The organism is Allorhizobium sp. nf9_anc, from assembly GCF_056323085.1.
In genome coordinates this window covers 2,545,864-2,571,019 of record NZ_CM150481.1, presented here as the reverse complement: position 1 = coordinate 2,571,019, position 25,156 = coordinate 2,545,864, and the positions used below count along the sequence as shown (strand labels likewise).

Genomic DNA, 25,156 nt, shown 5'->3' with positions numbered 1-25,156 from the left:
GAATTCTCAAGTCATCGGTCGTGTGCGCTGGCCTCAGCCGCGCTTCACGGCCTTTTTCACGGCGCGCTTCTTCGGTGCGGGCGCGTTTTCGGCCTCAAGCGCCTCGCGCTCCAGACGTAGCGCTTTCAGCGCTTCGGTCTTGCGATCGCGCGCGGTTGCTTCCTGAGCGATGAGCGAACGAGCAACGCTGTCGGTTGTCGCGGCCTTGTCCTGCGGCGAAACCTTTTCAGGCTTGAAAAATGTCTCTTTAGTCGCGGTCATGTCCGGGTCCTTCCTGCAGCCTGGCTGCCTGTCTCGGCATGGGGTTGAGGTCCGTCCGCTCCTGGCCGGGTGGCCAGGGCCGGTGACCGAGGCGAGGCTTCACGCCTTCCTCGTGGTCGGACATCCGCGCGCCCGAAGGCGCACGGAGGGGTCGAAATTAGCGAGCGCCGCGAACTGCAGCCTTCTTCGGGGCCGGCAGCAGGCCTTCGCGCTGCATCTTCTTGCGCGCGAGCTTGCGCTGGCGGCGAATGGCTTCAGCCTTTTCGCGAACGCGCTTTTCCGAAGGCTTTTCGAAGGCGCTGCGAGCCTTCATTTCGCGGAAGAGGCCTTCGCGCTGCATCTTCTTCTTAAGCACACGAAGCGCCTGGTCGACATTGTTGTCACGAACGAGAACTTGCACGGTCGTTTCCTTTCCGGGCGTGAGCCCGATTTAACTGGGTTGCAAAAGAGGGGATACGACAAGCTAACGCGCGACGCCCCGGCGAAGATCCCGATCGGATCGGGAGAAATGGAAAGTCGAACGCGGGCAGCCTTCGACGCAAACAAAAAAGGCCGGGCGGAACCCGACCTTTCCTCGCCACTCAGCCCTCGCAGTCGGTAATACCGTTATCAGCAAGGGCGAGCGACAAATTATTAAGCGGCGCGCAGGTTGTCGGCCGAGCTCTTGCCCGAACGCTTGTCCTGAACGATGTCGTATGCGATCTTCTGGCCTTCGACCAGGTCGCGCATGCCGGCGCGCTGAACGGCAGAGATGTGGACGAACACGTCGGCAGAGCCTTCATCCGGCTGGATGAAGCCAAAACCCTTGGTGCTGTTGAACCACTTTACGGTACCTGTGTTCATAACGATTTCCTTTCAATCGTTGGGCTTGCCGGCGAGACATTCGACGGCTGGTATATCGACGTTGAAGGAAATCTGGCGTGCGCCGGAGGCGCGTAGACAAAGTCGCTCGCAATCTTCGATGGCGGCAATATAGAGGCTCGGTCGCCGCGACACAAGCCAAAATGGGCAAAACTGCCATTTCGTCGCGGTAAAATGTCGGGGATGTATGGTTCAAGCCCCTGATTCAAAAGCTTGAATCTCCACGCGCCGGGAAGCCAAAAAACGCCGTGGGAGCCAGTATGGCAGGTCTGTTTGGCTTCTTTTAGCTATATCGCGAACATCAGCAATATTTCATAAGGATGCGGTGATTCCACGCAAAAACAGTACGACAATCTTCACCGCTGCTTGCTAGGAAACCTCGCCCGGCACGTTGGTCACGCGCTCGCGCCGGCTCACCTTATCACTCATCCACGGGCTCATCCGATGAACAAGTTCCTTGCCGCCACCGCAATCTTCCTGATCACCGCATCCGCCTCCGTTGCGGGCAGCTTCACCTTCCCGGCCGACGAGCCGGCAGCAACCGTTGAAATTCCGGACGACTGGCAGCCAACCCCGACCGATTACGGCATCGAAGGCAATTCGCCCGACGCCGGCACCTATATCTCCTTCGACATCGCCGGTGCCGATGACATGGACCAGGTGATGACCGACGTCTTCGCCTTCCTCGAAGAGAACGGCGTCACGCCGGATCCGGCAAGCCAGACCGAAAGCAAGGGCGAGCAGAATGGCATGCCCTATGAGACGCTGTCCTGGAAGGGCACGGACAAGGACGGCCCGGTGACCATCGGCGTCGGCTTCATCACGCTGTCGGACGAGAAGGCCGCGATCGTCACCTACTGGGCATCGGCCGAAACGGAAGAAAAGAACATCCCCGAGGTCAACAAGATCCTCGAATCGATCAAGCCGGCCGAGTGATCGCCCCGAGGCGTCCGCGACTGACGGCCGCCGCGCAGGTCTGCTGATACCTCTTGGCCCCGCGTCTTCTGACGCGGGGCTTTCTCGTTCCGGCCTGTCGCCGAATCAGCGCAAAGCGACAGGGCGTCGTCCGCCGATCTCGCGACACGATCCGGCCCCCATGATGAACGCCACCGCTCTCCAGACCCGACGAAATGCCGCAGCCCCCGTCGTGTGGGAGTTCCATGGCGACAAGTCGGCTGCGATCTGCTAGGACAGCCCACCCGTTGCTGGAGTGACGGGCGATCTCTAAGCCACGAAAGCCAGCCGACCATGACCATTGCTGTGGGCCTCTCCTTCGGATGCCCCGTGTCGCGCGCCCCGATTTTGGGCGTATCGAGCCCCTCCGCCGCCTTCCCCGATCCAATCAACCTCTCGGAGGCCGGCCTGTGAGCGCTGCATTCGACTACCGCGACGATCAAATCCCCGAAAACGAGACCCCTGATGCCAAGGCCTGGCTGAAGATCGTCAATGCCTATCGCAAGCCGAACCTGACACGGTCCAGCTTCGAACTCGGCATCACGCTCGTGCCCTTCATCCTGCTCTGGGCCGGCGCCTGGGCAAGCTTCCATTTCGCCTTCTGGCCGGGCCTCGTTCTGGTCCTGCCGGCTGCAGCCTTCCTGCTGCGCCTCTTCATCATCCAGCACGATTGCGGCCACGGCGCCTTCTTCGCCCGCCGCTCGGTCGACGATTGGACCGGCCGCCTGCTCGGCGTCCTTACCTATACCCCTTATGACTATTGGCGCCGCGCGCATGCCGAACATCATGCGACCGCCGGCAATCTCGAGGAACGCGGCGTCGGTGACATCACCACGCTGACCGTTGCCGAATACCGCGCGCTCTCGCCGCTCGGCCGCCTTGGCTACCGCCTCTATCGCAATCCGATCGTGCTCTTCGGCATCGGCCCGATCTGGGTCTTCCTGCTCAAGCAGCGTCTGCCCTTCGGCATGATGAAGGACGGGGCTCTGCCCTGGGTCTCCACCATGGCCACCAATGCCGGCATGGTCGCCATGGCTGCGCTGATGATCTGGCTCGCCGGTCTCGATGCCTTCCTCGTGGTGCATCTGCCGATCGTCCTGCTCGCCGGCGCGCTCGGCATCTGGCTCTTCTATGTCCAGCACCAGTTCGAAGACACTCATTGGTCGAACCCTCCGGAATGGCAGTTCCAGCATGCGGCCCTCCATGGCGCCTCGCATTACGATCTGCCCTGGGGCTTGCGCTGGCTGACTGGCCATATCGGCGTGCACCATGTGCATCACCTGTCGAGCAAGATCCCCTTCTACCGTCTGCCGGAAGTCCTGCGCGACCATCCGGAGCTGAAGACCATCAGCCGCATCACGCTGAAGGAAAGCTTCGCCTGCGTGAAACTCGTCCTCTGGGACGAAGCCCGCGGCCGTCTCGTCTCGTTCCGCGAGGCGCGCCGGATGGCTGTGGCCTGAACGTGTCAGGCCTGGCCCAGCATCGATAGATGCGCAGCCATTCTGACTGCTGCCTTTGACGGCCCGGTTTTTCCGGGCCGTTTTTCGATCACCGAGTAACGGATGTCGGAAAGATCAGGCAATCCGGCTCCAGCCAGGGCAATCTGACCCATCCCGGCCTCTGTCCGGCAGGCAAGCCCGAGTCCGGCCGCCACAGCAACCTTTACCCCGTCGAGGCTCGGCGTGACCAGCGAAAGCCGCCATGGCCGGCCGATCGCATCCAGCGCGCGCGTTGCTGCCGAGAGAAACGGGCAGGGCGGCGTGATGCTGACAAGCGCCACCACCTCGTCCTCCAGCAGCCGCGCATCACCAAACCACGCCATCGGAAGAGCGGTCCCGCCCATCCCCCCGGCGACCAAATCGCCGGCACAAACTGCCGTATCGATGCGATCCTCGCTCATGGCCTGCAGCAATTCGCTGGTGCTGCCGATGACAATCGAAAACCGCGCCGCGCCATCGTCCCCGCGCAAGTCGGCAAGCGTCGGCTGCAACACCTGGCTGACGAAATCCTGCACCACGCCGAGCCGGATCGGTGGCCGAGATGCCGCATCGAGCTCCGCTCGCGCCGCATCGATCCGTGCCAGGATCGCCCGACTATGCGCGAGCAGCCAGCTGCCCGTGCCATTGAGCTTCAGCGCCCGCCCGTCCCGATCGAAAAGCGGTTGCCCGACAAGATCCTCCAGCCGTTGCATCTGCAGACTGAGCGCCGACTCGCTGCGGTTCACCCGGATCGCGGCGGCGGCCAGCGATCCGCAATCAGCCACGGCGACGAAGCTGCGCAACAGTGGCGAAGGAAGATCGGGAAGCATGAGTTTTCCTCAAGTCAGACTTGGTTTTATGCTGATATGAATTGAGCATAGCGCGACTATCCTGCCTCCGTCACCCTGTTTCGGAGAATCCCGCTATGCCCTTTGCCCGCCTGACCTATCACCCGCCCCATCCACGTCGTGAACTCGATCTTGCGCGCGCCCTGACCGACCTCATCGCAACCGATCTCGCCAAGCGTCACGATCTGACCTCCGTAAGGATCGAAGCGACGCCCGCGCAGACCTGGACGGTTGGCGGCGAGGCGGAGGCCGCAGCGGCGCATCTTGAGGTCTTCGTCACCGCCGGCACGAACACGGTCGAGCAGAAGCGGCGCTTCCAGGAGCGCGCCATGGCCCTGCTGCGCGCCGAATGGCCGGACCTCCCTGCCGCGACCTATGTTGTGGTGCATGAACTGCCGGCCACCGATTGGGGTTATGATGGCCGAAGCCAGGCCGACCGGGCGGCGGCACGATAGTCCTTAGCATTCCAGACGGTTGTCGTTGCATCCGGTCAGCCGCGCGCTGCCGTCTGTCCGGACGTGTTCCAACCCGCCACCCAGAGCTTGCGCAGCCGATCGCCCTCACGCCGGAAATGCGCCCCTGTTGTCCGACACGCCCTGACCCGATCAACGCGGAAATTGCGGATCGCCTCCCGCAACTCGCACCAGCCGACGATGACGGCAGCCTCGGCATAATGGATCACCGCGATCGGTCTGATCCGCCGAGTCGTCGCCTGCTGTTGTTCGTTGACATAGTCGATGTCGAGCTTCTCCTCGTCGCGGATTGCCCGGCGGATCATCGAGAAGTCGATCGCCTCGGGCGCCTCCGCCACGCGCCCCCAGGCATAGAGCGACCGCGACAGGATCGCGTCGCGCAAAGGGTCGGGAAGGGCAGCCGCGATCTTGTCGAGCACGCGGGCCGATGCCTCGCGCAGCTCTAGATCCGCCGTGCGCTTGGTCAGCGCCATGCCGAGCACGATCGCCTCGGTTTCCTCCGGCGTGAACATCAGCGGCGGCAGATGAAATCCGGGGCGCAGGATATAGCCGATCCCGCGTTCGCCCTCGATCGGCACACGCATCGCCTGAAGGGCTGCGATATCCCGGTAGATGGACCTTTGCGTCACCTCCAGCTTTTCCGCGATTTGCTGCGCCGTTATCGGGTGGGCAGCAAGGCGCAGGATCTGGATGATCTCGAACAGCCGGGACGCCTTGCGCATGGGGGATCCTCGATCTCAACTGACACAGCTTTGTCAGTAGCCCTTGTCTAAAGCATCTCCAACGCATTGAAAATAGGCCATTCCCCGCGAAGTGCCGGCCTTTCCAAGGAGATCCTACTGACATGACCTATGCCGAAAACCTCTGGCTCTTTTCCGCCCTGCTGGCGGGCATCATCATCGTTCCCGGTATGGACATGATCTTCGTCATCGCCAACGGTCTGACCGGCGGCCGACGCGCAGGCATTGCCGCGACATCAGGCATCATGCTCGGCGGCGCCTTCCATACCCTGTTCGGCACCGTCGCCGTCACAGCGCTCTCGACGCTCGTGCCTCAGCTTGCAGGCCCAATGCTGGTGATCGGCTCGGCCTACATGATCTGGATTGGCTATACGCTGGCCAAAAGCGCCATCGTCATCGACGGCATCGAGGCCTCCAAGCTGCACCGGACGGCCCGTATCTTCGGCCAGGGCCTCATCACCTGCCTGCTCAACCCGAAAGCCTGGTTGTTCATCCTCGCCGTCTATCCGCAATTCATGCGCCCCGAATACGGCCCCTTCTGGCGCCAGGCGCTGGTCATGGGCGCGCTTACTCTCATTCTTCAGGCGCTCGTCTATGGCGGATTGGCTTTTGCTGCAGCCAAGGGGCGCGATGCGCTGGTCTCGAAGCCCAAGATCACCATCTGGATCGGCCGCGCCGCCGGCTGGCTGCTGGTCGCCGTGGCGGCGCTGATGCTTGTGGAAGGGTGGAAAGCGCTGTAAATGCAGCGTTAGTCGCTGAGCCGCTTTTCCATGAACAGGCTGAGTGGATCGGGTTTGTAGTCGCCGAAGGGTGGGATTTCCAGATAATCCGCCTTGCGGTAAAGCCCGATCGCCTCGGGCTGGTAGATCCCGGTTTCCAGCCGGATGATCGATATGCCGCGCTGCTCCGCTTCCTTTTCCAACGTTTCGAGCAGGCGCTTGCCAAGTCTCATTCCGCGCGCAGCCTCGGCCACGAACATCCGCTTGATCTCACCGGTACCGTCGGCATGACCAACCAGCGACCCGCAGCCCAGGACTGTTTCGCCCGATCGTGCGACGAAGAAGGACACGCTGTCCTGCTCCAGCTCGTCGAGCGGCAGCATATGGTTGCTCTCCGCTGGATAGAGGGAGGCCGCATAGGCGCTCGACAGCGCAAGTAGCCGGATGACACCAGGCTGGCGCGGTGGCTCAAGGGCGATTGCGAACGTGGTCTGCAGGTTACGATCCTGGTTTGCGTGAAGTCCAATTGAGCAAGCCAAGGGGCCTTACAGCCCCACCGCCTTGCGCAGTGCCTCGTTCATCCGCGACTGCCAGCCGTCACCGGTCGCCTTGAACCGCTCGATCACATCCTGGTCGAGCCTCAGGCTGATCGCCTTCTTCGGCGTCTCGGCCTTGGGGCGCCCAAGCTTCCGCTCGATCGAGGCTGCGAGTTCGGGAAAGACCTCTCGGAAGGGCCGCATCTCTTTCAGCTCCTCTTCGGTCAGTTCGGGATTGTCTTCTACTTCGTCCCAATCGGCCTGGGTATAGCCGCGGCCTTCGCGAAAACCGGGCGACACTGGCTTTGTCTTCTTCATCGCAATGCCCTCCTTTCAGCCGGATTGGCCGCACGCATCGAAATCACGGAGAGTCCCTCTGTTCCGAGCCGCACAAAAATCACGGCCACCGTCCCGTCTGCCAGACGTCCGATCGCCTGCAGCCGGCCTCGTTTCGCCGGGCGAATGAGCGCGCGCTGGAAAAACTCAAGCGACAGGTCGGTGAAATCCAACCCATGCTTGTCGATATTCGCGAGCCGCTTCGGTTCATCCCAGACGATTACCATAGTTTATGTATATACGGAAATTCTGCAAGCCGGCATCCTGCCTTTTGAGGGGAATTCCGCTCAGCCCCTTGAAGGCAACAGGATCACCGCTGCCCCGACAAGGCAGATCGCGGCCCCCGTGAGGTCGAACCGATCAGGCCTTTGCCCCTCGATTAGCCAGAGCCAGCCAAGCGAGGCCGCGATATAGACCCCGCCATAGGCGGCATAGGCACGGCCTGCGGCATCAGATGGCACCAGCGTCAGAAGCCAGGCGAACAGCGCGAGCGACAAGATGCCGGGTGCTATCCAGAGCGGCGAACGGTCGAGCTTCAGCCAGGCCCAGAAGGCGAAACATCCGGCGATTTCGGCAAGGGCTGCGAGCGGGTAGAGGATCAGGGTCATGGCGCCGATCCTGCCATGTAAGGCCGAGGGGCGAAAGGGCAGGGGGCGGGCAAGCTCAGCCGGAGCGGCCCTGCAGGTTCAGGACATGGCAGACGCGCGGCAAAAGCTCCGCTTCCTTCGGGAAGCAGACGAAGAAGCCCTGCACGCTGTCGAAGCCAAGCTGCACGGCGGTTTCCATCTGTGCCTCGCTCTCGACACCGGCTGCCGTCACGATCATCCCGAGATCATGGCCAAGCGCAATCACATGGCGCACGATCGCCTTGTCGACCGGATTGGTCGAGGCTGAGCGCATCAGCCCGTGGTCGATCTTCAGGCGCCGGAAGCTGTGATTGCGCAGCGCCGAAAGCCCGGCATGGGTCGCGCCGAAATTGTCCATGGCAAGCGAGAAGCCGCAGTAATGCAGAGCCTCGAGCGCCAGCCCGACTGCCTTGGACAGCGGGCCGTAGAAGGCCGGCTCCGCCACTTCGATCTCCAGCATGTCGGGCGTCAGGCCGAAATCCTGCACCATGTCACTGAGTCTTAGCGCAAAATCGCCGGCGCAGAGGTCAAAGGCCGTGGCATTGACGCTGATCCGCCCGAAGTCATGGCCCTCCGCCCGCCAGCGCGCCGCCTGGCGCAGCGTGGTCGACAGCACGAAGTCGCGGATCGACAGTGATAACATCGGGTCGCGAAACACCGAGCGAAAATCCTGCGCCACGGCCAGCCGGCCGGGCGAAATGCGCCAGCGCAGCAACGTCTCGACGCTGTCCACTTCACGGTGGTCGACGGAATAAATGGGTTGATAGGTGAGCTCAAAGCGGCCGCGTTCAAGCGCGCGCTTCGCGTTGTTGACCAGAACGATGTGATCCAGACTGCTGTCCACGCTCAACCCCATGTAACCCCCGGGCGCATCTGCCCGAGAATTGTGGTGATCTTCATTCTATATCAGGGATGGTTGCACGGAAGTGAACAAAAACTGGGGGTGAATGGCGAGCTTTCGCCACTCAGTTCTTGTGTTTTGCCGATAAACCGCAACGTCACCGCCGAAGACTGCCCAGAATGCCGCGCACCAGCGCCCGGCCGACCGAGGTCGCAACCGAACGCGCCGCACTCTTCATCGCCGCTTCGATCACCGTCTCGCGCTGATAACCGGAGCTGCGCTTCGTCGTCCGCGTGCCTTCCTTGTCGGCAGGCTCGTCGCCAAATCCCGGCAGCGTCCAGCGTCCGGCCGCGCTATCGCCACCTTCGGCCTTCTCCTCGGCAGCCCGCTTGGCCGCTTCCGCCTCCGCCGCCTTCCTGGCGCGGGCAGTGAGGATTTCGTAGGCCGATTCCGAATCGAGATCGATGTCGTATTGCCCGGCGACCGGCGAGAGGTTCATCACCTTCTGCCGTGTGGCATCATCGATCGGGCCTACCTTGCCCGATGGCGGCCGGATCAGCGTGCGTTCGACCATGGAGGGAATGCCCTTGGCCTCCAGCGTCGAGACCAGCGCCTCGCCGATGCCGAGCTGGGTAATGGCGTCGGCACAGTCGAAGGCCGGGTTGGGCCGGAAGGTATCGGCCGCCGTCTTCACCGCCTTCTGCTCGCGCGGCGTATAGGCGCGCAGCGCATGCTGCACCCGGTTGCCGAGCTGGGCGAGCACGGTTTCCGGCACATCGAGCGGGTTCTGCGTGACGAAGTAAACACCCACCCCCTTGGAGCGGATGAGGCGAACCACCTGTTCCACCCGCTCGATCAGCACCTTCGGCGCGTCGTTGAAGAGCAGATGCGCCTCGTCGAAGAAGAACACCAGCTTCGGCTTGTCGAGATCGCCCACCTCAGGCAGCTCCTCGAACAACTCCGAGAGCAGCCAGAGCAGGAAGGTGGCATAAAGCCTGGGGTTCATCATCAGCTTGTCGGCAGCGAGAATGGAGATCGCGCCCCGCCCGTCATTCGTCGTGCGCATGATGTCGGTCACCTTGAGCGCCGGCTCGCCGAAGAAATTCTCCGCCCCCTGCTGCTCGAGGATCAACAGCCCGCGCTGCAGCGTTGCAATCGAGGCCTTGGAGATCAGCCCGAACTGGCTCGAAAGCTCGGTCGCATGCTCGGCCATATAGGTGAGCAGCGCCTGCAGGTCCTTGAGGTCCATCAGCGGCAGCCCGCCTTCGTCGGCGATCTTGAAGGCGATGTTGAGCGCGCCTTCCTGCGCTTCCGAAGCATTCATCAGCCGCGAGAGCAGAAGCGGCCCCATCTCAGCCACCGTGGTGCGCACGCGGTGACCCTTCTCGCCGTAGAGATCCCAGAAGATGACGGGAAACTCGGCCGGCGCATAATCGGTAAAGCCGATCTGCTCCGCGCGCTGGGTAATCCAGTCCTTTGGCTCGCCCATGGCGGCAATCCCGGAAAGGTCGCCCTTGATGTCGGAGGCAAACACCGGAACCCCGGCCTCGGAGAAGCTTTCGGCCAGCACCTGCAGCGTCACCGTCTTGCCGGTGCCGGTGGCCCCGGTCACGATGCCGTGGCGGTTGCCGTATTTCAGCGCCAGATATTCGGCCTTGTTCAGGCTGTCGTCCGGGTTGCGGCTGGTGCCGAGATAGAGCGAGCCTTCTTGCAGCATGCGGACGTTTCTCCCTGCGTCATCAACACTTCAGCTTGCTCTTATAGGAGGAGTGTGGAACATCGACAACGGTTGGATGTCTCAAGCTGAAACAGGCCCGGCCAGGACCCTCACAGGTGCCCCCGTCGTGCCTCGCAGATCGACTGCGGGAGCCGTCGCATCCCCGGCAATTTTCGCCGGAGGCGGCCCCGGGTGCTTGAGTTCGGAAACGACTTCCATTACGTTGACGTTAACGTCAAAATCGCCTCAGGAGGACTTCGAGAATGAGCGAAATCGTCACCCGCATCGCCGACAGCGTCGGCATTTCCCCGGAAAAGGCTGAAACGGCCCTTGGCATGATGCTCGGCTTCCTGCAGCGCGAAGCAGCCGACGGCCCGGTCGCCCGCATGATCGAAGCCATCCCCGGTGCCGCTGAACTCGTCGCCAAGCACAATGGCGAAGGCTCGGGCGGCGGCGGTCTGCTCGGCGGCCTGATGAGCGCCATCGGCGGCGGCGGCATCATGGGCCTCGGCCAGCAGCTGATGTCTCAAGGCCTCGGCATGGGCGAAATCTCCACCCTCGCCAAGGAAACCATGGCCGTCGCCCGCGAATACGCCGGCGCCGACGTGGTCGACGAAGTCGTCGCCTCCGTCCCGGGCCTCAGCCAGTTCGTCTGAGACGAGCAGCAGGCTTTGAAATGACAAAAGCCGCCGGGGCAACCTGGCGGCTTTTTGCGTTTTGGTCACCGGCGCCACAACGCCGGCGACTGCTCCTCTCCCCTCGGGGAGAGGGTGGCCGAGCGAAGCGGAGGCCGGGTGAGGGGGAGCCACAAGCGCCTTGCCGCCCTATGGTTGCGGACGCCGAAACCCGCAGCTAGTGTCGCCATCAACTTGAACCCCTGGGGCGACCATGCTGATCCGAACCTATGCTGATATCGAGAAGCTGCAAGGCGAGGATGCGCTCAGCGAGGCTGAGAGGTTGTTGATCGAGAACTGCAGGATCGGCGAGCCGACGGTGTTAGGCGACGGCTTACTTCCTGTTAAATCCAGTAGCGATCGGGCGATCCGCGCTGAGTTGCTGCGCTACTTGGTTCTAGGTGGCTGCGCGGACTGTGGGGTTCATGAGCTTGGGGTTCGTGTAGTTGGTGCCTGGGTGCGCGGACAGTTGAACCTTCGGTATTTGACAGTGAAGGGCGCGATCAACTTTACAAACTGCAACTTCACGGATCAGATTAACGCGCAGCAGGCGCATGTTCAGTCTGTGCAAATGAAGGGTAGTAAAACGCCTGGGTTGGATTTTGAACGGGTGCAGGTGGCCGGCAATGTAGTGATTGATCGACTCGAAAGTGGCACGATGGTTTCGTTTGCTGGCGCACGGATCGGTAGTCAACTATCTTGTATGGACGCAGTTTTGCATGGCGAAACTGACTGCGCTTTAAATGCGCAAAAGGCCTTGATTGGCGATAGCGTGTTTCTGGATCGCTCCAAAGTCTACGGACAAGTGCTGCTCGCCGGGGCTGAGATTGGTGGGCAGCTAAACTGTCGTGAGACGGTGTTGAATGGCCTTGGCGGCTTTGCACTCAATGCGCAACAAGCAAGCATCAGGGCCGGAGTATTCCTAAGTGGTATCGTGAGTACCGGAGAAATAAATTTTTCCAGCGCCAAGATTGGGGGGCAGCTAAATTGCCAGGGAGCCAATTTAAAGGACAACCTTAAGCTCGCTTTTTCCATTCAATCTGCCAGCGTAGGCGGCTCAGTGGACTTTTCCCACATAAACAGCAGCGGCGAAGTTAGCCTTAGTGGAGCGCAGATCGGCGGTAGCATTTCCTTTGGCGGCGCTGTCATGCGTTCCGTTGGGGGCAATACATTGAATGCCCAGAATGCTGAGGTGGAAGGCGGATTGTACATCCGACGCGTTAAATCAATCAAAGGACGCGCGGAGTTTGCTTCCTCGCGTTTTCGCCAGCTGGTTGACGACGCGTCGAGCTGGAATGAGATTGAAAATCTGTGCCTAGTAGGCTGTACCTATCAAGAAATATACGGTCCTTTGGATTTAGAGTTTAGAACAAAGTGGCTCCTGAGAGGTGCCAAATTCAACGGCCAGTTTCACCCCCAACCCTACCAGCAACTTGCCAAATTCTACCGCGAAACCGGCCATCGCCGAGAGGCGCGGGAAATCTTAATCGAGAAGGAAAAGGAACAGCGCAAGGCGGGAAAGACAGGCATTCTCGTCCGGCTCTGGGATGCGGCGGCTGCATCTGTGGCCGGCTATGGCTACAAGCCCTGGCTTTCACTCTGGTGGCTCGCTGGCTTGGTCGCCGTCATGATGGGCATGGCGCAACTCACCTGGAACGCCGGCGACTTCGCCCCCAACTCCGCCGTCGTCCTCACATCCCAAGACTGGAAGACCATCGCCGACGGCCCCTCGGAAAACCCCGCCGCCGACTGGAGTGACGCCCTTGCCCCCGGCAAGGACTACGAAACCTTCTATTCCTTCGCCTATGCCCTCGACGTCGTCGTCCCTGTGCTCGATCTCGGCCAGACCGATGCCTGGGCGCCGTCCCCGGCGCGCGGTGATGCCGGCAAGCGCCTTTTCTACCTCCAGAAGATCTTCATCGTCGCCGGCTGGGTCGTCACCGCCATCGCTGCCGCCGCCATCTCCGGCATGATCCGCCGCGATGACTGACACCTCACACCTGAACCCGGAACCAAACCCCCATCCCGCCCAACCCGCCACGCCAAGCCGAAAATCCCCCTCCCGCCCGGCACATCAGGGCAAGTGAGCGTCCCCGGATTCAACCTCTGTGCACAGTCCTGATGGTGCTCGCGCATCGCGTTTGCTATTTTTAACAATTCGCAAGATTACATTCAGTAACCATTAACGCGACCGTGTTTTAGATTGTGGCAATGTGCAATGAGGGCGCTGCCAATGCTGTCGAACATCCTGAACGCGAATAAGCTTGCCGACGACATGAAAGCGCTTTCAGCAACCCAGGCCATGATCTGGTTTGCGCCAGATGGCACGATCCTGGATGCCAATGAGAACTTTCTGAAAACGCTCGGCTACCGTCTCGACGAGATCGTCGGCAAGCATCACCGCATCTTTTGCGAGGACGCCATCCGCCAGTCGCCGGATTACCAGCGCTTCTGGTCCGATCTTGGCGCAGGCCGTTTCCAGGGTGGCCAGTTCCGCCGCCAGAGCAAGGCTGGTGAAGATGTCTGGATCGAGGCGACCTACAATCCCGTCTATTCTGGCGGCCGGGTAACTCGTATTCTGAAGATCGCATCCGATATCACCGCGACCAAGATCGTCGCCCTGCATGACAACAATCGGCTGCGCGCCATCGATCAGTCGCAGGCGATCATCGAATTCGAACCCGATGGCACCATCGTCGAGGTCAACGACAACTTCCTGAAGGCCATGGGCTATGACCGCTCGGAAGTCATCGGCAAGCAACATCGGATGTTCTGCGACCCGACCTATGTCGGGACCTCCGACTATGCCGGTTTCTGGGACGACCTGCGCGCCGGCAAGTTCACCTCGTCGAACTTCGTGCGTTATGGCAAGGGCGGCCGGGAGGTCTGGATCCAGGCGGCCTACACGCCGGTGTTCAATTCCCGTGGCAAGGTCTATCGGGTCATCAAGGTCGCAACCGACATCAGCGGCCGCATGAAGGCCGTCAAGATCATCGGCGCGGCGATCAAGAAACTTGCCGAAGGCGACCTGACCGTGCGCCTCAACGATCCCGTAGACGCGGTGCTGGAGGCGACGAGACTTGACGTCAACACCGCCGCCTATGCCCTGGACGAAACGTTGAGCGGCATTGTCCATGCTGTCCAGGCCCTGTCGGCGAATGCGACCGTCATCAATGATATCGCCAACGGTATCGCCACCAATGGCGAGCGTCAGGCGGCGACGGTGGAGGAAACGGCCGCTGCCCTCGACGAGATTACCACCACGATCAAGGACACGACGGGCCGCACCCAGGCAACCACCAGGCTGGTCGGCGAGATGCGCTCGAATGCCGAAGGCTCCGGTCTCGTCGTCAAGCAGGCGACCTCGGCCATGGGCGAAATCGCCAGCTCGTCCAAGGAAATTGAGAACATCATCGGCGTGATCGACGAGATCGCCTTCCAGACCAACCTTCTCGCTCTCAATGCAGGCGTGGAAGCCGCCCGTGCGGGCGAGGCCGGCAAGGGCTTTGCGGTGGTCGCCCAGGAGGTCCGCGAGCTTGCCCAGCGCTCGGCCAGTGCCGCCAAGGATATCAAGGGCCTGATCGCCAAAGCCTCCGATGCCGTCCAGCACGGCGTCAGCCTCGTCGACAAGACCGGCCTTGCCTTGCAGTCGATCGTCGACCAGGTGCAGGAAATCGATGCCAATGTCGACGCGATTGCCGTCGCCGCCCGTGAGCAGTCGCAGGGCATCGGCGAGATCAATGGCGCAATCACCACGCTCGACAAGGTGACCCAGCAGAGTGCGGCGACCGGCGAGGAGGCGAGCGCCACGGCAGCCTCGCTTGCCGAAAGCGCGAACGAACTCTTCACCATGGTTTCCCGCTTCCAGACGACGGGAGCGAAGAGCGGCCAGGCGCCGCGATCGATGGGGCGGGCGGCCTGACCCGGCGCTCTCAGCGCCGCGACGGCTGAGCCTAACACCGCATACCCTCTGACATAGCGCGTCCCGCCATCCACCTGGCGGGACGTTTTCCGCTGACCTGCCGCAAGAAGGCATCGACCAGGCTCGGGCCGGAGCGCCGCGTCCTGCGGCATGCCGATCCCATCACGCCAGCGGCGAAGCGCGCCCGGCCGAATTCAGGATGCCCTCGGGCAACCCATCTCCCGTCCCCTCCATCAGTTCCAACCGTCTCCTGCGGAACGAAATCCGGCAGCCTGTCGTTGGGTGAGCGGAAAACATCCAAACCCAGGGACGGAGAACATCGATGACCAGCGACAACAGCAATCACCCGGAAAACGATCCCCGCAATCCGGCCGATCAGACCAGCCCATCCGCCGACCGCACCGGCGAAGGCAACGATCGCCAGCCGGTCGACGGCGGCCTCGACGAGCAAATCGATGCCACCCGCCAGGATGCCGCCCGCGAGGCAGGCCGCCTCGGCGGCACCGACACCTTTCTGGTGGACCAGGACATGGAAGACGTCGACCAGCGCGAAGCCCCGGATGGACCCGACGGTCGTCCCTCGCCACTCGCCAATGCCGACAATGCGCAGCGCTGAGCACGGGGTTGGCACCCTGCGCCCGACGCCCGTCGATCAATTACAAGGATCGTGCGGGCCCGGTGGCACCTTTTTCCAACTCGCGCGTTGAAGCTTTCAACAGACAAACAAAGGGAGAGACCCATGCAGGATTTCGATCTGAGCGCCATGACCGCCGACGAACTCGACCAGCTGATCGCCGATGCGACCAGCGAGCGCGAGACGCGCAACGCCCCGGGCGAATATGTGCGCACCGAAGACGGCGTGAAAGGCCAGGATGTCAACGATCCGAACCATGGTGCGATCACCACGCCTTCGCCGCATCAGGTTCGCGACGTTGGTTTCGACGGTCTGCAGCCCGGTGCCCGGGTTGAAGGCACGCGTGTCATCGATGCCGATGAGATGTCGTCTGCCGAGCGCATCGAACAGGCCGCCCGTCGCGTCGTCTGACCGACCCTAGAGTACTGATGGCCAGCCCCCGGGCCATCGCGGCCGCCATGCATCGTCCCCCGGATGCATGGCGGCCATTCCATGTTTGGCATCCGGTTTGTGCAGTCTTGCCTCGCCCGATTGTGAGCAGCAGATCTGTGGTGCCCGCTCACCGCCAATTGCCAGCGCCGAATACCCGCGCTAGACCGGCTGCGTGATCACCGCTTTTGCTTCCTATCTCGCCCTGTTTCTGGCTGCCTTCCTCGCCGCGACCATCGTTCCGGCGCAGTCGGAAGCCGTGCTTGTCGGCCTGATCGTCGCAGGCGATCGCTCGCTCGTCCTTCTGCTGCTCGTCGCAACAACAGGCAATGTGCTGGGTTCGGTGGTCAACTGGCTGCTCGGCCGTTTCATCGAGCGTTTCCGCGACCGGCCCTGGTTTCCGGTGTCCCGGCCAAGGCTCGCCCAAGCCGAGGCCTGGTATCGCCGCTTCGGCATCTGGTCGCTGCTACTCTCCTGGGTGCCGATCATCGGCGATCCCCTGACCGTCGTCGCCGGCGTCCTGCGCACGCCCTTCCTCACCTTCCTCGTCCTTGTCACCATCGCAAAGGCCGGCCGCTATCTGGTGCTGGCTGCAATCACCCTCGGCCTCATGTGACCTGACGGGCAGGGGGCGGGCGCTTTCCACCTCAGGCGGTGATCTTCACCCCGGCCGCGAGTGCTGCCGAAATCAGCGCCTTGCGTCCGTCTTCTTCCTTGGCCTTGCCCTGGGCGACAGCGCCGAGCACCAGCAGCGCCTTGTCCAGCGCCTCGCTTTCTTCCTCCGGCCAGTCCTCGATCAGCGCCCAGGACGCGCCGAGCGAGCAGTCGACCACAACGTCTTCGCCCTCTTCGCCGATCCCGTGCAGGATCACGGGTTTGCTCCAGGTCTGGCTCATGTCTTCGCGTCTTTCTTGTCGTCTCAAGCGGCGCCTCAGCGCCTGTTCGTGGCGGCTCTATAAAGGTCAAATCGCTTTTCCGCCATCGCCGATCCACTCAAGCCCGTCTCGGCAGCAGCCCGTCGAGCGATGAGAAGATCTCGTCCGGCGCAAACCCCGCATATTCCTGCGGCGCGCCCGATCGATTGATCCAGTGGCAGCGAAAGCCAAAGGCCTTGGCGCCGGCCATGTCCCAGCGGTTGGAAGACTGGAAGGCGATGTCGGGTGCAGCGATCCTGTAGGTCGAGGTGACAAGCGCATAGGCGGAAGGTGCGGTCTTATAGATCTTCAGCGCATCCACCGAGAAGATGTCGTCGATCAGATGCCGGATGCCGGCCGCTTCCACCGCCTCGTCCAGCATCCGGGGCGTGCCATTGGAGAGGATGGCGATCTTCGCGCCGGTCTCCCTGATCGCTCCGAGAACCGCGGGCACCTCGGCAAAACAATCGAGCCGCTTGTAGGCCTCGATGAGATCAGCCCGCACGGCAGGATTAACTGCCGGATACCGGGCCAGACAGAAGTCGAGCGCATCCTCGGTCAGCGCCTGGAAATCCCGGTATTGCCCCATCAGGCTCGTCACCCAGGTATATTCGAGTTGCTTGACCCGCCAGAGATCGGAAAAGGCCGCCGCATCCGGACCGATCGCCTCCGCATGCCGGCGCACGGCCGCATGCACGTCGAAGAGCGTGCCATAGGCATCGAAGACATAAGCCGCTGACCCGGCATTGGCCCCGGCCTCATTCTGCGATGCGATTGCGTCTGTCATGAAGCGTCCTCCTTGAAAGGAGGGTAGGGCGCAGGCGTCCGCCGTTCAAGCGGGCAGGTCCCCGCGCGAGGCCGCAATCAGCTGAGGCGTGCCGCAAGCCGCTTTCGGTCGTGTTCGACGGTCGAAAAGCCACGCGTCGTCAGCCGGAACTGGCGCTTCTGAAACTCGCCCCGGATCTCGATCAGACCCTGTTCCTCGGCTTCGGCCAAGGTCTTCAGGCTCGTGCCCTTCGGCGGCGTCTGCCAGTCTCGGCCTTGAGCCGCATGCAGCAATACCATGATCTTGATCATCGGGGTCTCTCTCCGGACAATGTCGATCGCAGCCGTCCCAGTCTTGAGCCCAGGCCGCAGATCGGATGACGCGGGCACAGCGAATATCCGCCGGCGCGTCAAAACGTGAATTGCGTGCTGCTATGCCTGAGCTTTTCGCAAGCGTCGATTCGAATTTTCGCGAGCGCTCCACCCTTCACTGGGCATTGAGACGGCCGCCCGGAATGATTACCCACCCAGATCCTGGTCAATCTCCGTCAGCGCCCGGTCCACATGGCCCTCGAACACCAGCGTCTCTTCCTCGGTGATAATGAGGATCTCCGGCGCGCCGCGCACGCGCACATGCTGCGATTGCGCCAGCCCCTCGTCGAGGCCGCGGGTCAAGAGATCCATGAAGCGCGTGCCCGGCCCGGTGATCGCGATCGGCATTGTCTCCTCGGCAAGGCTGAGCATGCGCGACAATCCCTGACCGAGTGCCAGGCCCGCCTGGCGGAAGGCATATTGCGAGGCGCGATGCCCTTGGCGGGCGCGGCTGGCGATCTTTTCCATTTCGGCAAGCGGCACGAATTTCGCCGGGATCGTATCCGGCGGCACTTCGAATGCCATGCGCAGGATGCCGTAGAAACCGGCCGAGGCCTCGATGCAGCCAATCGCCCCGCAGCGGCAGAGCTTGCCGTCATCGGCATGCAGCATATGGCCGAAATTCGGCGCGCGGATTTCGAGATCGCCGTGCTGGTCGCGATAGGCGATCCCCAGCCCGATCGAATGGCCAAGCGACAGCGTGGCAAGCGAGGCGAGCGGCGTGGCGCGGTTCTTCGCCAGCCGAAGCGCCAGCGCATGGGTCACCAGCAGGCTCTCGTTGAACAGATGGATGCGGCTGTTGCCGAAATCCGAAAGCGCCGTCTCGAAGTCGAGCTCCTCATAGCCGAAGACCGGCGACCACAGGAGCTTCGCGCCTTCCCGATCGACCAGCCCCTTGCTGGAAATCGAGATCGTCGAGATGGCGGATGCCGGCAGGCGCGAGCGCTGGATAAGCCGGCCGATCGCGGCGCGAAACCCGTCGAGAAACCGTCTGGGTGTTTCCGGCCCCTGTTCGCGCGCCTCCTCAAACCGGTCGATCATCGTGCCGCGATAATCGGCCAGCGAATACTGCACCGCATGCGAGGAGATCCGCACTGCAATGACATGGGCTGCATCCCGCCGCCGGGCAAAGAGCGCGCGTGGCCGCCCGCGCTGTCCGGGGTTGGAAACCTCGCGCCGATCCAGCAATCCATTCTTTTCGAGATGGGCGGTAATCGCAGAAACCGTGGCGGACGAAAGCCCCGTCGCTGCCGAAAGATCGGTATGCGCCAGCGGCCCCTCACGCCGGAGCACCTTCAATACCAATCCGTTGTTCTGGTGGCGAACGGCCTCCGTGCTCGCCCTCGGACTGGCTGTCATGATGGGCTTGTCGCCCGCTCTCGTCTGATCCACCGCATGCTCCTCCCAAAGCATTTGGTCACTGTCTTTGCAAGCCTCCTCCGGGCCGTGTTGACAGCGTGAGAATCTTCTGACAGTTATTTTCTCGACTGTCGAGAAAAACCATTGGACGGGGGTCCATGGGGTAAGGGCAGTTTCGCAGCGGGTCGTATGGTTGGGAGGTCTTCCGACGGTCCGCTATCACCTTGGGAGGTTTAAAATGAAATCCGTTATGAAGCTGATGGCAGCAACTGCCGTCATCGTGAGCCTGCATTCTGTCGCCAATGCCGAAGGCCTGACCGTCGGCGTCTCCTGGTCGAACTTCCAGGAAGAGCGTTGGAAGACAGACGAAGCCGCGATCAAGGCAGCCCTTGAAGCCGCCGGCAACAAGTACATCTCTGCCGACGCCCAGACGTCTGCCGCCAAGCAGCTGACCGACATCGAAAGCCTGATCGCACAGGGTGCAAACGCCCTGATCGTTCTGGCCCAGGATTCGGAAGCCATCGGCCCGGCCATCGAAAAGGCCACTGCTGAAGGTATCCCGGTCGTCGGTTACGACCGTCTGATCGAGAACCCGGACGCCTACTACATCACCTTCGACAACAAGGAAGTGGGCCGCATGCAGGCTCGCGAAGTGTTCAAGGCGAAGCCGGAAGGCAACTACGTCTTCATCAAGGGCGCCTCGACCGACCCGAACTCTGACTTCCTCTATTCGGGTCAGATCGAAGTCCTGAAGGAAGCCATCGACGCCGGCAAGATCAAGAACGTTGGCGAAGCCTATACCGACGGCTGGAAGCCGGAAGCTGCCCAGAAGAACATGGAGCAGTTCCTGACCGCCAACAACAACGCCGTTGACGCCGTTGTTTCGTCCAACGACGGCATGGCCGGCGGTGTTGTCGCAGCTCTGGAAGCCCAGGGTCTCGCCGGCGCCGTTCCGGTCTCCGGTCAGGACGGCGACAAGGCCGCTCTGAACCGCGTTGCTCTCGGCACCCAGACCGTGTCTGTCTGGAAGGACAGCCGCGAACTCGGCAAGAAGGCTGCTGAAATCGCCAACGAACTGGCCGCTGGCAAGTCGATGGACGAAGTCGAAGGCACCGTGAAGTTCTCCGGCGGCCCGAAGGGCGTCGAAATGAACTCCTACTTCATCGCTCCGCTGCCGATCACCAAGGAAAACCTCAACACCGTCATCGACGCGGGTTGGATCTCCAAGGAAGAAGCATGCCAGGGCGTTGCCGCCGGTTCCGTTGCTGCCTGCAACTGATCCTGACGTGACTGACCACAGAGCTTGAGCCGGGACGCCGCAGCCATTTGCGCTGCGGCGTTTCGACTGATCGAGAGCATGGCAGCAGGAGAGTGTCGGACGGCTTCAAGGGGCCATCGCCGGCGTGATCCATGAGCCGCCGAAGAATGAGATGCCTCGATTCGCATGGCGGGTAGAACGCCCGAACGCCCGCGCGAGACGCGAGCCCTTCGCAAGCCGACAAACGACTGGGGAGAATTATTCGTATGGCGGATCACAGCCTTGCCACGCCCGCACATGGTGCTCGGGCATCCAATGTTTCAGCGGTAAAACGCTTCTTTCAAGCCACGGAAATCGACACGCGCCTGCTGGGCATGGTGATCGCGCTCGGGATCATCTGGGTCGGCTTCGACATCCTGTCGAACGGCCTGTTCCTGACCTCGCGTAACCTCTGGAACCTCTCGGTTCAGGCGGCTTCGGTTTCGGTCATGGCGACCGGCATGGTGCTGGTCATCGTCACCCGCAATATCGACCTCTCGGTCGGCTCGATCCTCGGTTTCGTCGGCATGATCATGGCGGTCCTTCAGGCCCGCATCCTGCCGCCGATCATCGGCTTTGAGCATCCGATGATGTGGATCATCGCGCTCTCCGCCGGTATCCTCGTCGGCACCGCAATCGGCGCCCTGCATGGCGTCATCATCGCCTTCCTCGGCGTGCCCGCCTTCATCGTCACGCTCGGCGGCTTGCTCGTCTGGCGCGGTGCGGCCTGGATGGTCACATCAGGTGCGACGGTTGCCCCGATGGACACCACCTACCGCCTGATGGGTGGTGGTGCGGATGGTTCGATCGGTGTCACCGCCAGCTGGATCGTCGGCCTCGTCGCCTGCCTGATGATCGTGCTCACCATTCTCAACACCCGCCGTCAGCGTCGCCGCTTCGGCTTCCCGCTGCGTCCGATCTGGGCTGAATACTTCCTCGTCGCCTCCGGCTGCGTGGCCGTGCTCGGCGCCGTCTGGGTGGCCAACAGCTACTACATGCCGGTCAATCTCGCTCGCAAATATGCCGAAGCCAATGGCATTGCCTGGCCGGAAGGTGGTCTGCAGATCGGTCTCGGCATCGCCGTTCCGGTTCTCATTGCCATCGGCATCGCCATGGTCATGGCCTTCATCACCAACCGCACCCGCTTTGGCCGCTATGTCTTCGCGATCGGCGGCAACCCGGAAGCGGCTGAACTCGCCGGCATCAAGGTCAAGTGGGTCACCGTCAAGATGTTCGCGCTGATGGGTGCACTCTGCGCCATCGCCGCTGCCATCTCGACCGCCCGCCTCAACGCTGCGACGAATGCGCAGGGCACGCTCGACGAGCTCTACACCATCGCCGCAGCCGTCATCGGCGGCACCTCGCTTGCCGGCGGCGTCGGCACCATCGCCGGTGCCATGCTCGGTGCCATCGTCATGCAATCACTGAATTCGGGCATGGTTTTGCTCGGTCTCGACACACCGCTCCAGAGCATCGTCATCGGTATCGTGCTCGTCGTCGCGGTCTGGCTCGACACCGTCTACCGCGCCCGTGCGAAGTAAGGGGAGTTGAACTCATGTCGGAAAATCGTACCCCCCTCGTGGAAATGCGCAACGTTTCCATCTCCTTCGGCGGCATTCACGCCGTCGATGATGCCTCGATCGACCTCTTCCCAGGTGAAGTCGTGGCACTGCTCGGCCACAACGGTGCCGGCAAGTCGACCCTGATCAAGATCCTGTCGGGCGCCTACAAGCGCGACAACGGCGACATCCTGGTCCGTGGCGATTTCGCCGATATCAACAACCCGCGCGACGCCAAGAAGTATGGCATCGAGACGATCTACCAGACGCTCGCCGTCGCCGATAACGTCGATGCCGCCGCCAACCTCTATCTCGGCCGCGAGCTGCGCACCGCCTGGGGCACGCTCGACGACGTCGCGATGGAAGCCAAGGCCCGCGAAGTCATGGGGCGTCTCAACCCCAACTTCCAGCGCTTCAAGGAGCCGGTAAAGGCTCTGTCCGGTGGTCAGCGCCAGTCGGTGGCGATCGCCCGTGCGATCCTCTTCGACGCCCAGATCCTGATCATGGACGAACCGACGGCCGCCCTCGGGCCCCAGGAAACCGCCCAGGTCGGCGAGCTCATCCAGCAGCTGAAGAAGGACGGCATCGGCATCTTCCTGATCAGCCACGACATCCACGACGTCTTCGACCTTGCGGACCGCGTCTTCGTCATGAAGAACGGCCGCGTCGTGGGCCACGCCCGCACCGAGGATGTCACCAAGGACGAAGTGCTCGGCATGATCATCCTCGGCAAGTGCCCTCCGGGTGCAGTTCCGGGACCGGGCGCCATGCAGACGGCGTGAGCCAAGAGACAGTGACGTGAGACAGGCGAGGGGGCGTTAAGCTCCCTCGTTTTCGTTTTGGGGCGCCACTGTTACGCACGCCGAAGTCGGTAGCCTAACCGGTCACCTTTGGCGCTGAGGCCCCGCCAGTCCGAGAAAGACAAGCATTGCCTGATTAAGCCGTACGATGTCCTCGTCATCCAGTCGCCCGACCCACTCACCGAGTTTGGATTTCGAAACCGTCGTGATCTTGTCCACCATCAGCCGAGAGGGCTGCCGCAGGCCATTGCCGGTGGTCGGGAGGACCGGGAGCCTGAACAAAGGCGCTTCGGTCTCGTCGTAGGTGAAGGCGCATAGGGTGACCGACCCAGTCTGGTCAAAACTGTCGTCTTGCACGATGACCGCCGGGCGCGGTTTTCCGGCATAGTCATTGCCCCCGGCCACCGTCCAGATATCTCCGCGTCTCATTCATCGGTCCAGTCGGAAACCGCGTCGATGAAGTCTTGGTCGGCTTTTGCCTGCTCGCTTTTGGCGACAGCCAACGACTGCCGGCTGGCTTCCGCCTTGAAGGAAGGCGAGCGGATGTCCGGCACCCAGATCTGGATGGGACGAAATCCCTGGGCACGCAGCCGCTGGCGATGCTCGGCGACCTTGATGCGTGACGACTTAGGCTTGGATGCCGATGTCATGTAAGGCTCCTACAAGCATGGTTACATGTAACCTATCACGTACATGCAATCACGCCAAGGTGCCCCGATATACGCTCTGCCCTCCGCCTAACATGTCACGATGCACACCGTCCGCCCCAACGTAAAGAACCGGGCACAAGGCCCGGTTCCATCTGTTTTGCCATTCGCACTCGCGTCAGCGCGATGCCTTACAGTGTGTATGCGTAGTCCGCCGGCTGGAAGCGGTAGTGGTCGCCATCAACGAAGATCCGGCCGAAGCTCGGGAAGGCGATATGGGTGGCGGCGATCAGCATGTTGTCGGCCGAGACCATGTCGAAGATCCGGCGACGGCTGGCGGCTGCCTCGGCGGGATCCATGTCGAAGGCAAAGCCGACATCCGGCTTCACGGCATGGATCGCCGCATTGTGCACGGTATCACCGACGATCAGCATCTGGTCGGCGCCTGAGGCGACGCGCAGGATGCTGTGACCGGGCGTATGTCCGGCAGACAGGATCATCTCGACGCCCGGGAAGATCTCGCCATCCTTTGCCAGACGCGTGCGCGCCTCATAGGGCTTCAGCGCCTTGCGGGCGAGATCGAACATCGGCTTCAGGCCGTCGGGGGCGCTGGACAGGGCGCCGTCATCCAGCCAGAAGCCTGCTTCCTTCTCGTGCAGAACGAGTTCGGCATTGGCAAAGATTGCCGCGCCATCCGCGCCGACCAGGCCATCGGCATGGTCGGGATGCGCATGGGTCAGGATCACCGCATCGATCTGGTCGGGCGTGATGCCGGCGGCAGCGAGGTTCGCGACCGTGCGGCCAAGCGTCGGGCCGAACATCTGGTTTGCACCAAGCCCGGTATCGACGAGATAGGTCTTTTCGCCGGAATTGATGACGAAGGCATTGACCGAGGTCGGCAGGCTTTCGGTGAGGCCGGCCTGGTTGAGAATGCCGACGAGGTCGGCCTTGTCAGCGCCGGAGAAATTGTCGACCGACAGCGGGGCAAAGCCATCGAGCAGGGCGGTGATTTCGAGGCTTCCGACCTTGCGGCGATAGAAGCCCGGCGCCTGGACACCCGCAAGCGGTGCTGCGGCAAATGCCGAGGTGGAAAGGGCAGCGCCAAGGCCGGCGGCAGCCCCGGTCAGCAGCAGGGAACGACGATTGATCAGCATGGTAGATCTCCCATTCGAGATAGCTCGGAGCACCAGTTCCGTCGCGCGGGCACCGCGCGCAATAGGTTGCGCGAACATATCTGTCACGCGAGAGATTTGCGCACAAGTCGAAATGTCGCCTGACGTGATATAAGTTGCTTTGAGGTTGCCTGTGTCGGGTCGCCCAGCCTATACCACCTGCCGATGACAGGATGCTGTCAGTGCAGGCGGTGACCAGCCCGGTCGGTGAAGGGCGCGGCA

At 62.3% G+C, this 25,156-nt stretch carries 31 protein-coding genes; 13 read left to right on the top strand and 18 right to left on the bottom strand.

The window, feature by feature from the left end:
* Positions 1–33: 33 nt before the first annotated feature.
* The 3 genes from AC02Y0_RS12565 to AC02Y0_RS12555 all read right to left on the bottom strand — a co-directional run bounded on the left by AC02Y0_RS12565 (position 34) and on the right by AC02Y0_RS12555 (position 1,104).
* Positions 34–261 (bottom strand): hypothetical protein, encoded by a 228-nt coding sequence (locus tag AC02Y0_RS12565; RefSeq protein ID WP_102021644.1) that lies wholly within the window; start codon positions 259–261, stop codon positions 34–36.
* 157 nt (positions 262–418) lie between these two features.
* Positions 419–661: a 30S ribosomal protein S21 gene (rpsU, locus tag AC02Y0_RS12560; protein WP_102021643.1), complete on the bottom strand. Its 243-nt coding sequence runs from the start codon at positions 659–661 to the stop codon at positions 419–421.
* 233 nt (positions 662–894) lie between these two features.
* Entirely contained in the window at positions 895–1,104 is a 210-nt protein-coding gene (locus AC02Y0_RS12555; protein ID WP_054156754.1) for a cold-shock protein, read from the bottom strand.
* A gap of 462 nt (positions 1,105–1,566) precedes the next feature.
* On the opposite strand from AC02Y0_RS12555, the gene AC02Y0_RS12550 reads away from it, so the two are divergent.
* Together AC02Y0_RS12550 and AC02Y0_RS12545 are read left to right on the top strand one after the other, a co-directional pair.
* Positions 1,567–2,058, top strand: a complete 492-nt coding sequence (locus AC02Y0_RS12550) for a histidine kinase (RefSeq protein ID WP_476379241.1) — start codon at positions 1,567–1,569, stop codon at positions 2,056–2,058.
* Positions 2,059–2,486: 428 nt separating this feature from the next.
* Positions 2,487–3,536, top strand: a complete 1,050-nt coding sequence (locus tag AC02Y0_RS12545) for a fatty acid desaturase (RefSeq protein WP_476379240.1) — start codon at positions 2,487–2,489, stop codon at positions 3,534–3,536.
* A gap of 5 nt (positions 3,537–3,541) precedes the next feature.
* Here AC02Y0_RS12545 and AC02Y0_RS12540 read toward each other — a convergent pair whose 3' ends face one another.
* Complete coding sequence (locus AC02Y0_RS12540) at positions 3,542–4,384, bottom strand: LysR family transcriptional regulator (RefSeq protein ID WP_476379239.1); 843 nt, start codon at positions 4,382–4,384, stop codon at positions 3,542–3,544.
* Between the two features lie 95 nt (positions 4,385–4,479).
* Here AC02Y0_RS12540 and AC02Y0_RS12535 point away from each other — a divergent pair, with 95 nt between their 5' ends.
* Positions 4,480–4,857 carry a tautomerase family protein gene (locus AC02Y0_RS12535; RefSeq protein ID WP_476379238.1) on the top strand — a complete coding sequence of 126 codons (378 nt, stop codon included), beginning with the start codon at positions 4,480–4,482 and terminating at the stop codon, positions 4,855–4,857.
* A gap of 35 nt (positions 4,858–4,892) precedes the next feature.
* On the opposite strand, the gene AC02Y0_RS12530 is transcribed toward AC02Y0_RS12535, so the two are convergent.
* Positions 4,893–5,597 carry a helix-turn-helix transcriptional regulator gene (locus AC02Y0_RS12530; protein WP_476379237.1) on the bottom strand — a complete coding sequence of 235 codons (705 nt, stop codon included), beginning with the start codon at positions 5,595–5,597 and terminating at the stop codon, positions 4,893–4,895.
* A gap of 122 nt (positions 5,598–5,719) precedes the next feature.
* Here AC02Y0_RS12530 and AC02Y0_RS12525 point away from each other — a divergent pair, with 122 nt between their 5' ends.
* Positions 5,720–6,355, top strand: coding sequence for a LysE family translocator (locus AC02Y0_RS12525; protein ID WP_476379236.1), 636 nt, complete (start codon positions 5,720–5,722; stop codon positions 6,353–6,355).
* A gap of 8 nt (positions 6,356–6,363) precedes the next feature.
* On the opposite strand, the gene AC02Y0_RS12520 is transcribed toward AC02Y0_RS12525, so the two are convergent.
* From AC02Y0_RS12520 to AC02Y0_RS12495, 6 genes are all read right to left on the bottom strand, one after another.
* Positions 6,364–6,873 carry a GNAT family N-acetyltransferase gene (locus tag AC02Y0_RS12520; protein WP_476379235.1) on the bottom strand — a complete coding sequence of 170 codons (510 nt, stop codon included), beginning with the start codon at positions 6,871–6,873 and terminating at the stop codon, positions 6,364–6,366.
* Between the two features lie 6 nt (positions 6,874–6,879).
* Positions 6,880–7,188, bottom strand: coding sequence for a BrnA antitoxin family protein (locus AC02Y0_RS12515; RefSeq protein WP_476379234.1), 309 nt, complete (start codon positions 7,186–7,188; stop codon positions 6,880–6,882).
* On the bottom strand, positions 7,185–7,433 hold the full coding sequence (locus tag AC02Y0_RS12510; protein WP_476379233.1) for a BrnT family toxin: 249 nt from the start codon (positions 7,431–7,433) through the stop codon (positions 7,185–7,187). The genes AC02Y0_RS12515 and AC02Y0_RS12510 overlap by 4 nt, the downstream gene beginning before the upstream one ends.
* A 60-nt stretch (positions 7,434–7,493) precedes the next feature.
* Complete coding sequence (locus tag AC02Y0_RS12505) at positions 7,494–7,814, bottom strand: YnfA family protein (protein WP_476379232.1); 321 nt, start codon at positions 7,812–7,814, stop codon at positions 7,494–7,496.
* A gap of 55 nt (positions 7,815–7,869) precedes the next feature.
* The gene (locus tag AC02Y0_RS12500) at positions 7,870–8,676 is read right to left on the bottom strand and encodes an EAL domain-containing protein (protein ID WP_245408036.1); all 807 of its coding nucleotides are present in this window, start codon (positions 8,674–8,676) and stop codon (positions 7,870–7,872) included.
* Positions 8,677–8,830: 154 nt separating this feature from the next.
* The gene (locus AC02Y0_RS12495; RefSeq protein WP_476379231.1) at positions 8,831–10,390 is read right to left on the bottom strand and encodes a helicase HerA-like C-terminal domain-containing protein; all 1,560 of its coding nucleotides are present in this window, start codon (positions 10,388–10,390) and stop codon (positions 8,831–8,833) included.
* A gap of 263 nt (positions 10,391–10,653) precedes the next feature.
* Here AC02Y0_RS12495 and AC02Y0_RS12490 point away from each other — a divergent pair, with 263 nt between their 5' ends.
* The 6 genes from AC02Y0_RS12490 (at position 10,654) to AC02Y0_RS12465 (ending at position 16,665) form a co-directional block, all read left to right on the top strand.
* A complete protein-coding gene (locus AC02Y0_RS12490) occupies positions 10,654–11,046 on the top strand; it encodes a DUF937 domain-containing protein (RefSeq protein WP_054151115.1) in 393 nt (130 codons plus the stop codon).
* A gap of 232 nt (positions 11,047–11,278) precedes the next feature.
* A complete protein-coding gene (locus tag AC02Y0_RS12485) occupies positions 11,279–13,054 on the top strand; it encodes a hypothetical protein (RefSeq protein ID WP_476379230.1) in 1,776 nt (591 codons plus the stop codon).
* A 243-nt stretch (positions 13,055–13,297) separates the two neighbouring features.
* Entirely contained in the window at positions 13,298–14,986 is a 1,689-nt protein-coding gene (locus AC02Y0_RS12480; RefSeq protein WP_476379229.1) for a methyl-accepting chemotaxis protein, read from the top strand.
* Positions 14,987–15,308: 322 nt separating this feature from the next.
* Positions 15,309–15,602 carry a hypothetical protein gene (locus tag AC02Y0_RS12475; protein ID WP_476379228.1) on the top strand — a complete coding sequence of 98 codons (294 nt, stop codon included), beginning with the start codon at positions 15,309–15,311 and terminating at the stop codon, positions 15,600–15,602.
* 123 nt (positions 15,603–15,725) lie between these two features.
* A complete protein-coding gene (locus tag AC02Y0_RS12470) occupies positions 15,726–16,031 on the top strand; it encodes a hypothetical protein (RefSeq protein ID WP_476379227.1) in 306 nt (101 codons plus the stop codon).
* Positions 16,032–16,227: 196 nt separating this feature from the next.
* Positions 16,228–16,665, top strand: coding sequence for a YqaA family protein (locus AC02Y0_RS12465; RefSeq protein ID WP_476384020.1), 438 nt, complete (start codon positions 16,228–16,230; stop codon positions 16,663–16,665).
* A 31-nt stretch (positions 16,666–16,696) separates the two neighbouring features.
* Here AC02Y0_RS12465 and AC02Y0_RS12460 read toward each other — a convergent pair whose 3' ends face one another.
* From AC02Y0_RS12460 to AC02Y0_RS12445, 4 genes are all read right to left on the bottom strand, one after another.
* On the bottom strand, positions 16,697–16,945 hold the full coding sequence (locus tag AC02Y0_RS12460; protein WP_102021628.1) for a DUF982 domain-containing protein: 249 nt from the start codon (positions 16,943–16,945) through the stop codon (positions 16,697–16,699).
* 97 nt (positions 16,946–17,042) lie between these two features.
* Positions 17,043–17,750: a haloacid dehalogenase type II gene (locus AC02Y0_RS12455; RefSeq protein ID WP_476379226.1), complete on the bottom strand. Its 708-nt coding sequence runs from the start codon at positions 17,748–17,750 to the stop codon at positions 17,043–17,045.
* A 77-nt stretch (positions 17,751–17,827) separates the two neighbouring features.
* The gene (locus AC02Y0_RS12450; protein ID WP_245408035.1) at positions 17,828–18,040 is read right to left on the bottom strand and encodes a hypothetical protein; all 213 of its coding nucleotides are present in this window, start codon (positions 18,038–18,040) and stop codon (positions 17,828–17,830) included.
* A 207-nt stretch (positions 18,041–18,247) separates the two neighbouring features.
* Positions 18,248–19,459, bottom strand: a complete 1,212-nt coding sequence (locus AC02Y0_RS12445) for an ROK family protein (protein WP_476384019.1) — start codon at positions 19,457–19,459, stop codon at positions 18,248–18,250.
* A 238-nt stretch (positions 19,460–19,697) separates the two neighbouring features.
* On the opposite strand from AC02Y0_RS12445, the gene xylF reads away from it, so the two are divergent.
* The 3 genes from xylF (at position 19,698) to AC02Y0_RS12430 (ending at position 23,097) form a co-directional block, all read left to right on the top strand.
* The gene (xylF, locus tag AC02Y0_RS12440; RefSeq protein WP_476379225.1) at positions 19,698–20,738 is read left to right on the top strand and encodes a D-xylose ABC transporter substrate-binding protein; all 1,041 of its coding nucleotides are present in this window, start codon (positions 19,698–19,700) and stop codon (positions 20,736–20,738) included.
* Between the two features lie 245 nt (positions 20,739–20,983).
* Complete coding sequence (locus tag AC02Y0_RS12435; RefSeq protein ID WP_476379224.1) at positions 20,984–22,297, top strand: sugar ABC transporter permease; 1,314 nt, start codon at positions 20,984–20,986, stop codon at positions 22,295–22,297.
* A gap of 14 nt (positions 22,298–22,311) precedes the next feature.
* Complete coding sequence (locus AC02Y0_RS12430; protein WP_102021623.1) at positions 22,312–23,097, top strand: ATP-binding cassette domain-containing protein; 786 nt, start codon at positions 22,312–22,314, stop codon at positions 23,095–23,097.
* A 102-nt stretch (positions 23,098–23,199) separates the two neighbouring features.
* On the opposite strand, the gene AC02Y0_RS12425 is transcribed toward AC02Y0_RS12430, so the two are convergent.
* The 3 genes from AC02Y0_RS12425 to AC02Y0_RS12415 form a co-directional block, all read right to left on the bottom strand.
* Positions 23,200–23,544, bottom strand: coding sequence for a type II toxin-antitoxin system PemK/MazF family toxin (locus AC02Y0_RS12425; RefSeq protein WP_476379223.1), 345 nt, complete (start codon positions 23,542–23,544; stop codon positions 23,200–23,202).
* Positions 23,541–23,765, bottom strand: coding sequence for an antitoxin MazE family protein (locus AC02Y0_RS12420; protein ID WP_476379222.1), 225 nt, complete (start codon positions 23,763–23,765; stop codon positions 23,541–23,543). The genes AC02Y0_RS12425 and AC02Y0_RS12420 overlap by 4 nt, the downstream gene beginning before the upstream one ends.
* Positions 23,766–23,953: 188 nt before the next feature.
* Positions 23,954–24,916, bottom strand: coding sequence for an MBL fold metallo-hydrolase (locus tag AC02Y0_RS12415; RefSeq protein ID WP_476379221.1), 963 nt, complete (start codon positions 24,914–24,916; stop codon positions 23,954–23,956).
* Positions 24,917–25,156: the final 240 nt, after the last annotated feature.

Excerpts from the sequence above, each read along its gene's own strand:
- AC02Y0_RS12480 (WP_476379229.1), top strand. The coding sequence starts at position 13,298 with ATGCTGTCGAACATCCTGAACGCGAATAAGCTTGCCGACGACATGAAA.
- AC02Y0_RS12540 (WP_476379239.1), bottom strand. The coding sequence starts at position 4,384 with ATGCTTCCCGATCTTCCTTCGCCACTGTTGCGCAGCTTCGTCGCCGTG.
- AC02Y0_RS12430 (WP_102021623.1), top strand. The coding sequence starts at position 22,312 with ATGTCGGAAAATCGTACCCCCCTCGTGGAAATGCGCAACGTTTCCATC.
- AC02Y0_RS12510 (WP_476379233.1), bottom strand. The coding sequence starts at position 7,433 with ATGGTAATCGTCTGGGATGAACCGAAGCGGCTCGCGAATATCGACAAG.
- AC02Y0_RS12445 (WP_476384019.1), bottom strand. The coding sequence starts at position 19,459 with ATGACAGCCAGTCCGAGGGCGAGCACGGAGGCCGTTCGCCACCAGAAC.
- AC02Y0_RS12555 (WP_054156754.1), bottom strand. The coding sequence starts at position 1,104 with ATGAACACAGGTACCGTAAAGTGGTTCAACAGCACCAAGGGTTTTGGC.
- AC02Y0_RS12435 (WP_476379224.1), top strand. The coding sequence starts at position 20,984 with ATGGCGGATCACAGCCTTGCCACGCCCGCACATGGTGCTCGGGCATCC.
- AC02Y0_RS12505 (WP_476379232.1), bottom strand. The coding sequence starts at position 7,814 with ATGACCCTGATCCTCTACCCGCTCGCAGCCCTTGCCGAAATCGCCGGA.
- AC02Y0_RS12455 (WP_476379226.1), bottom strand. The coding sequence starts at position 17,750 with ATGACAGACGCAATCGCATCGCAGAATGAGGCCGGGGCCAATGCCGGG.
- AC02Y0_RS12495 (WP_476379231.1), bottom strand. The coding sequence starts at position 10,390 with ATGCTGCAAGAAGGCTCGCTCTATCTCGGCACCAGCCGCAACCCGGAC.
- AC02Y0_RS12535 (WP_476379238.1), top strand. The coding sequence starts at position 4,480 with ATGCCCTTTGCCCGCCTGACCTATCACCCGCCCCATCCACGTCGTGAA.
- AC02Y0_RS12470 (WP_476379227.1), top strand. The coding sequence starts at position 15,726 with ATGCAGGATTTCGATCTGAGCGCCATGACCGCCGACGAACTCGACCAG.
- AC02Y0_RS12565 (WP_102021644.1), bottom strand. The coding sequence starts at position 261 with ATGACCGCGACTAAAGAGACATTTTTCAAGCCTGAAAAGGTTTCGCCG.
- AC02Y0_RS12485 (WP_476379230.1), top strand. The coding sequence starts at position 11,279 with ATGCTGATCCGAACCTATGCTGATATCGAGAAGCTGCAAGGCGAGGAT.
- xylF (WP_476379225.1), top strand. The coding sequence starts at position 19,698 with ATGAAATCCGTTATGAAGCTGATGGCAGCAACTGCCGTCATCGTGAGC.
- AC02Y0_RS12450 (WP_245408035.1), bottom strand. The coding sequence starts at position 18,040 with ATGATCAAGATCATGGTATTGCTGCATGCGGCTCAAGGCCGAGACTGG.
- AC02Y0_RS12515 (WP_476379234.1), bottom strand. The coding sequence starts at position 7,188 with ATGAAGAAGACAAAGCCAGTGTCGCCCGGTTTTCGCGAAGGCCGCGGC.
- AC02Y0_RS12525 (WP_476379236.1), top strand. The coding sequence starts at position 5,720 with ATGACCTATGCCGAAAACCTCTGGCTCTTTTCCGCCCTGCTGGCGGGC.
- AC02Y0_RS12490 (WP_054151115.1), top strand. The coding sequence starts at position 10,654 with ATGAGCGAAATCGTCACCCGCATCGCCGACAGCGTCGGCATTTCCCCG.
- AC02Y0_RS12550 (WP_476379241.1), top strand. The coding sequence starts at position 1,567 with ATGAACAAGTTCCTTGCCGCCACCGCAATCTTCCTGATCACCGCATCC.
- AC02Y0_RS12425 (WP_476379223.1), bottom strand. The coding sequence starts at position 23,544 with ATGAGACGCGGAGATATCTGGACGGTGGCCGGGGGCAATGACTATGCC.
- AC02Y0_RS12415 (WP_476379221.1), bottom strand. The coding sequence starts at position 24,916 with ATGCTGATCAATCGTCGTTCCCTGCTGCTGACCGGGGCTGCCGCCGGC.
- AC02Y0_RS12460 (WP_102021628.1), bottom strand. The coding sequence starts at position 16,945 with ATGAGCCAGACCTGGAGCAAACCCGTGATCCTGCACGGGATCGGCGAA.
- AC02Y0_RS12420 (WP_476379222.1), bottom strand. The coding sequence starts at position 23,765 with ATGACATCGGCATCCAAGCCTAAGTCGTCACGCATCAAGGTCGCCGAG.
- AC02Y0_RS12475 (WP_476379228.1), top strand. The coding sequence starts at position 15,309 with ATGACCAGCGACAACAGCAATCACCCGGAAAACGATCCCCGCAATCCG.
- AC02Y0_RS12530 (WP_476379237.1), bottom strand. The coding sequence starts at position 5,597 with ATGCGCAAGGCGTCCCGGCTGTTCGAGATCATCCAGATCCTGCGCCTT.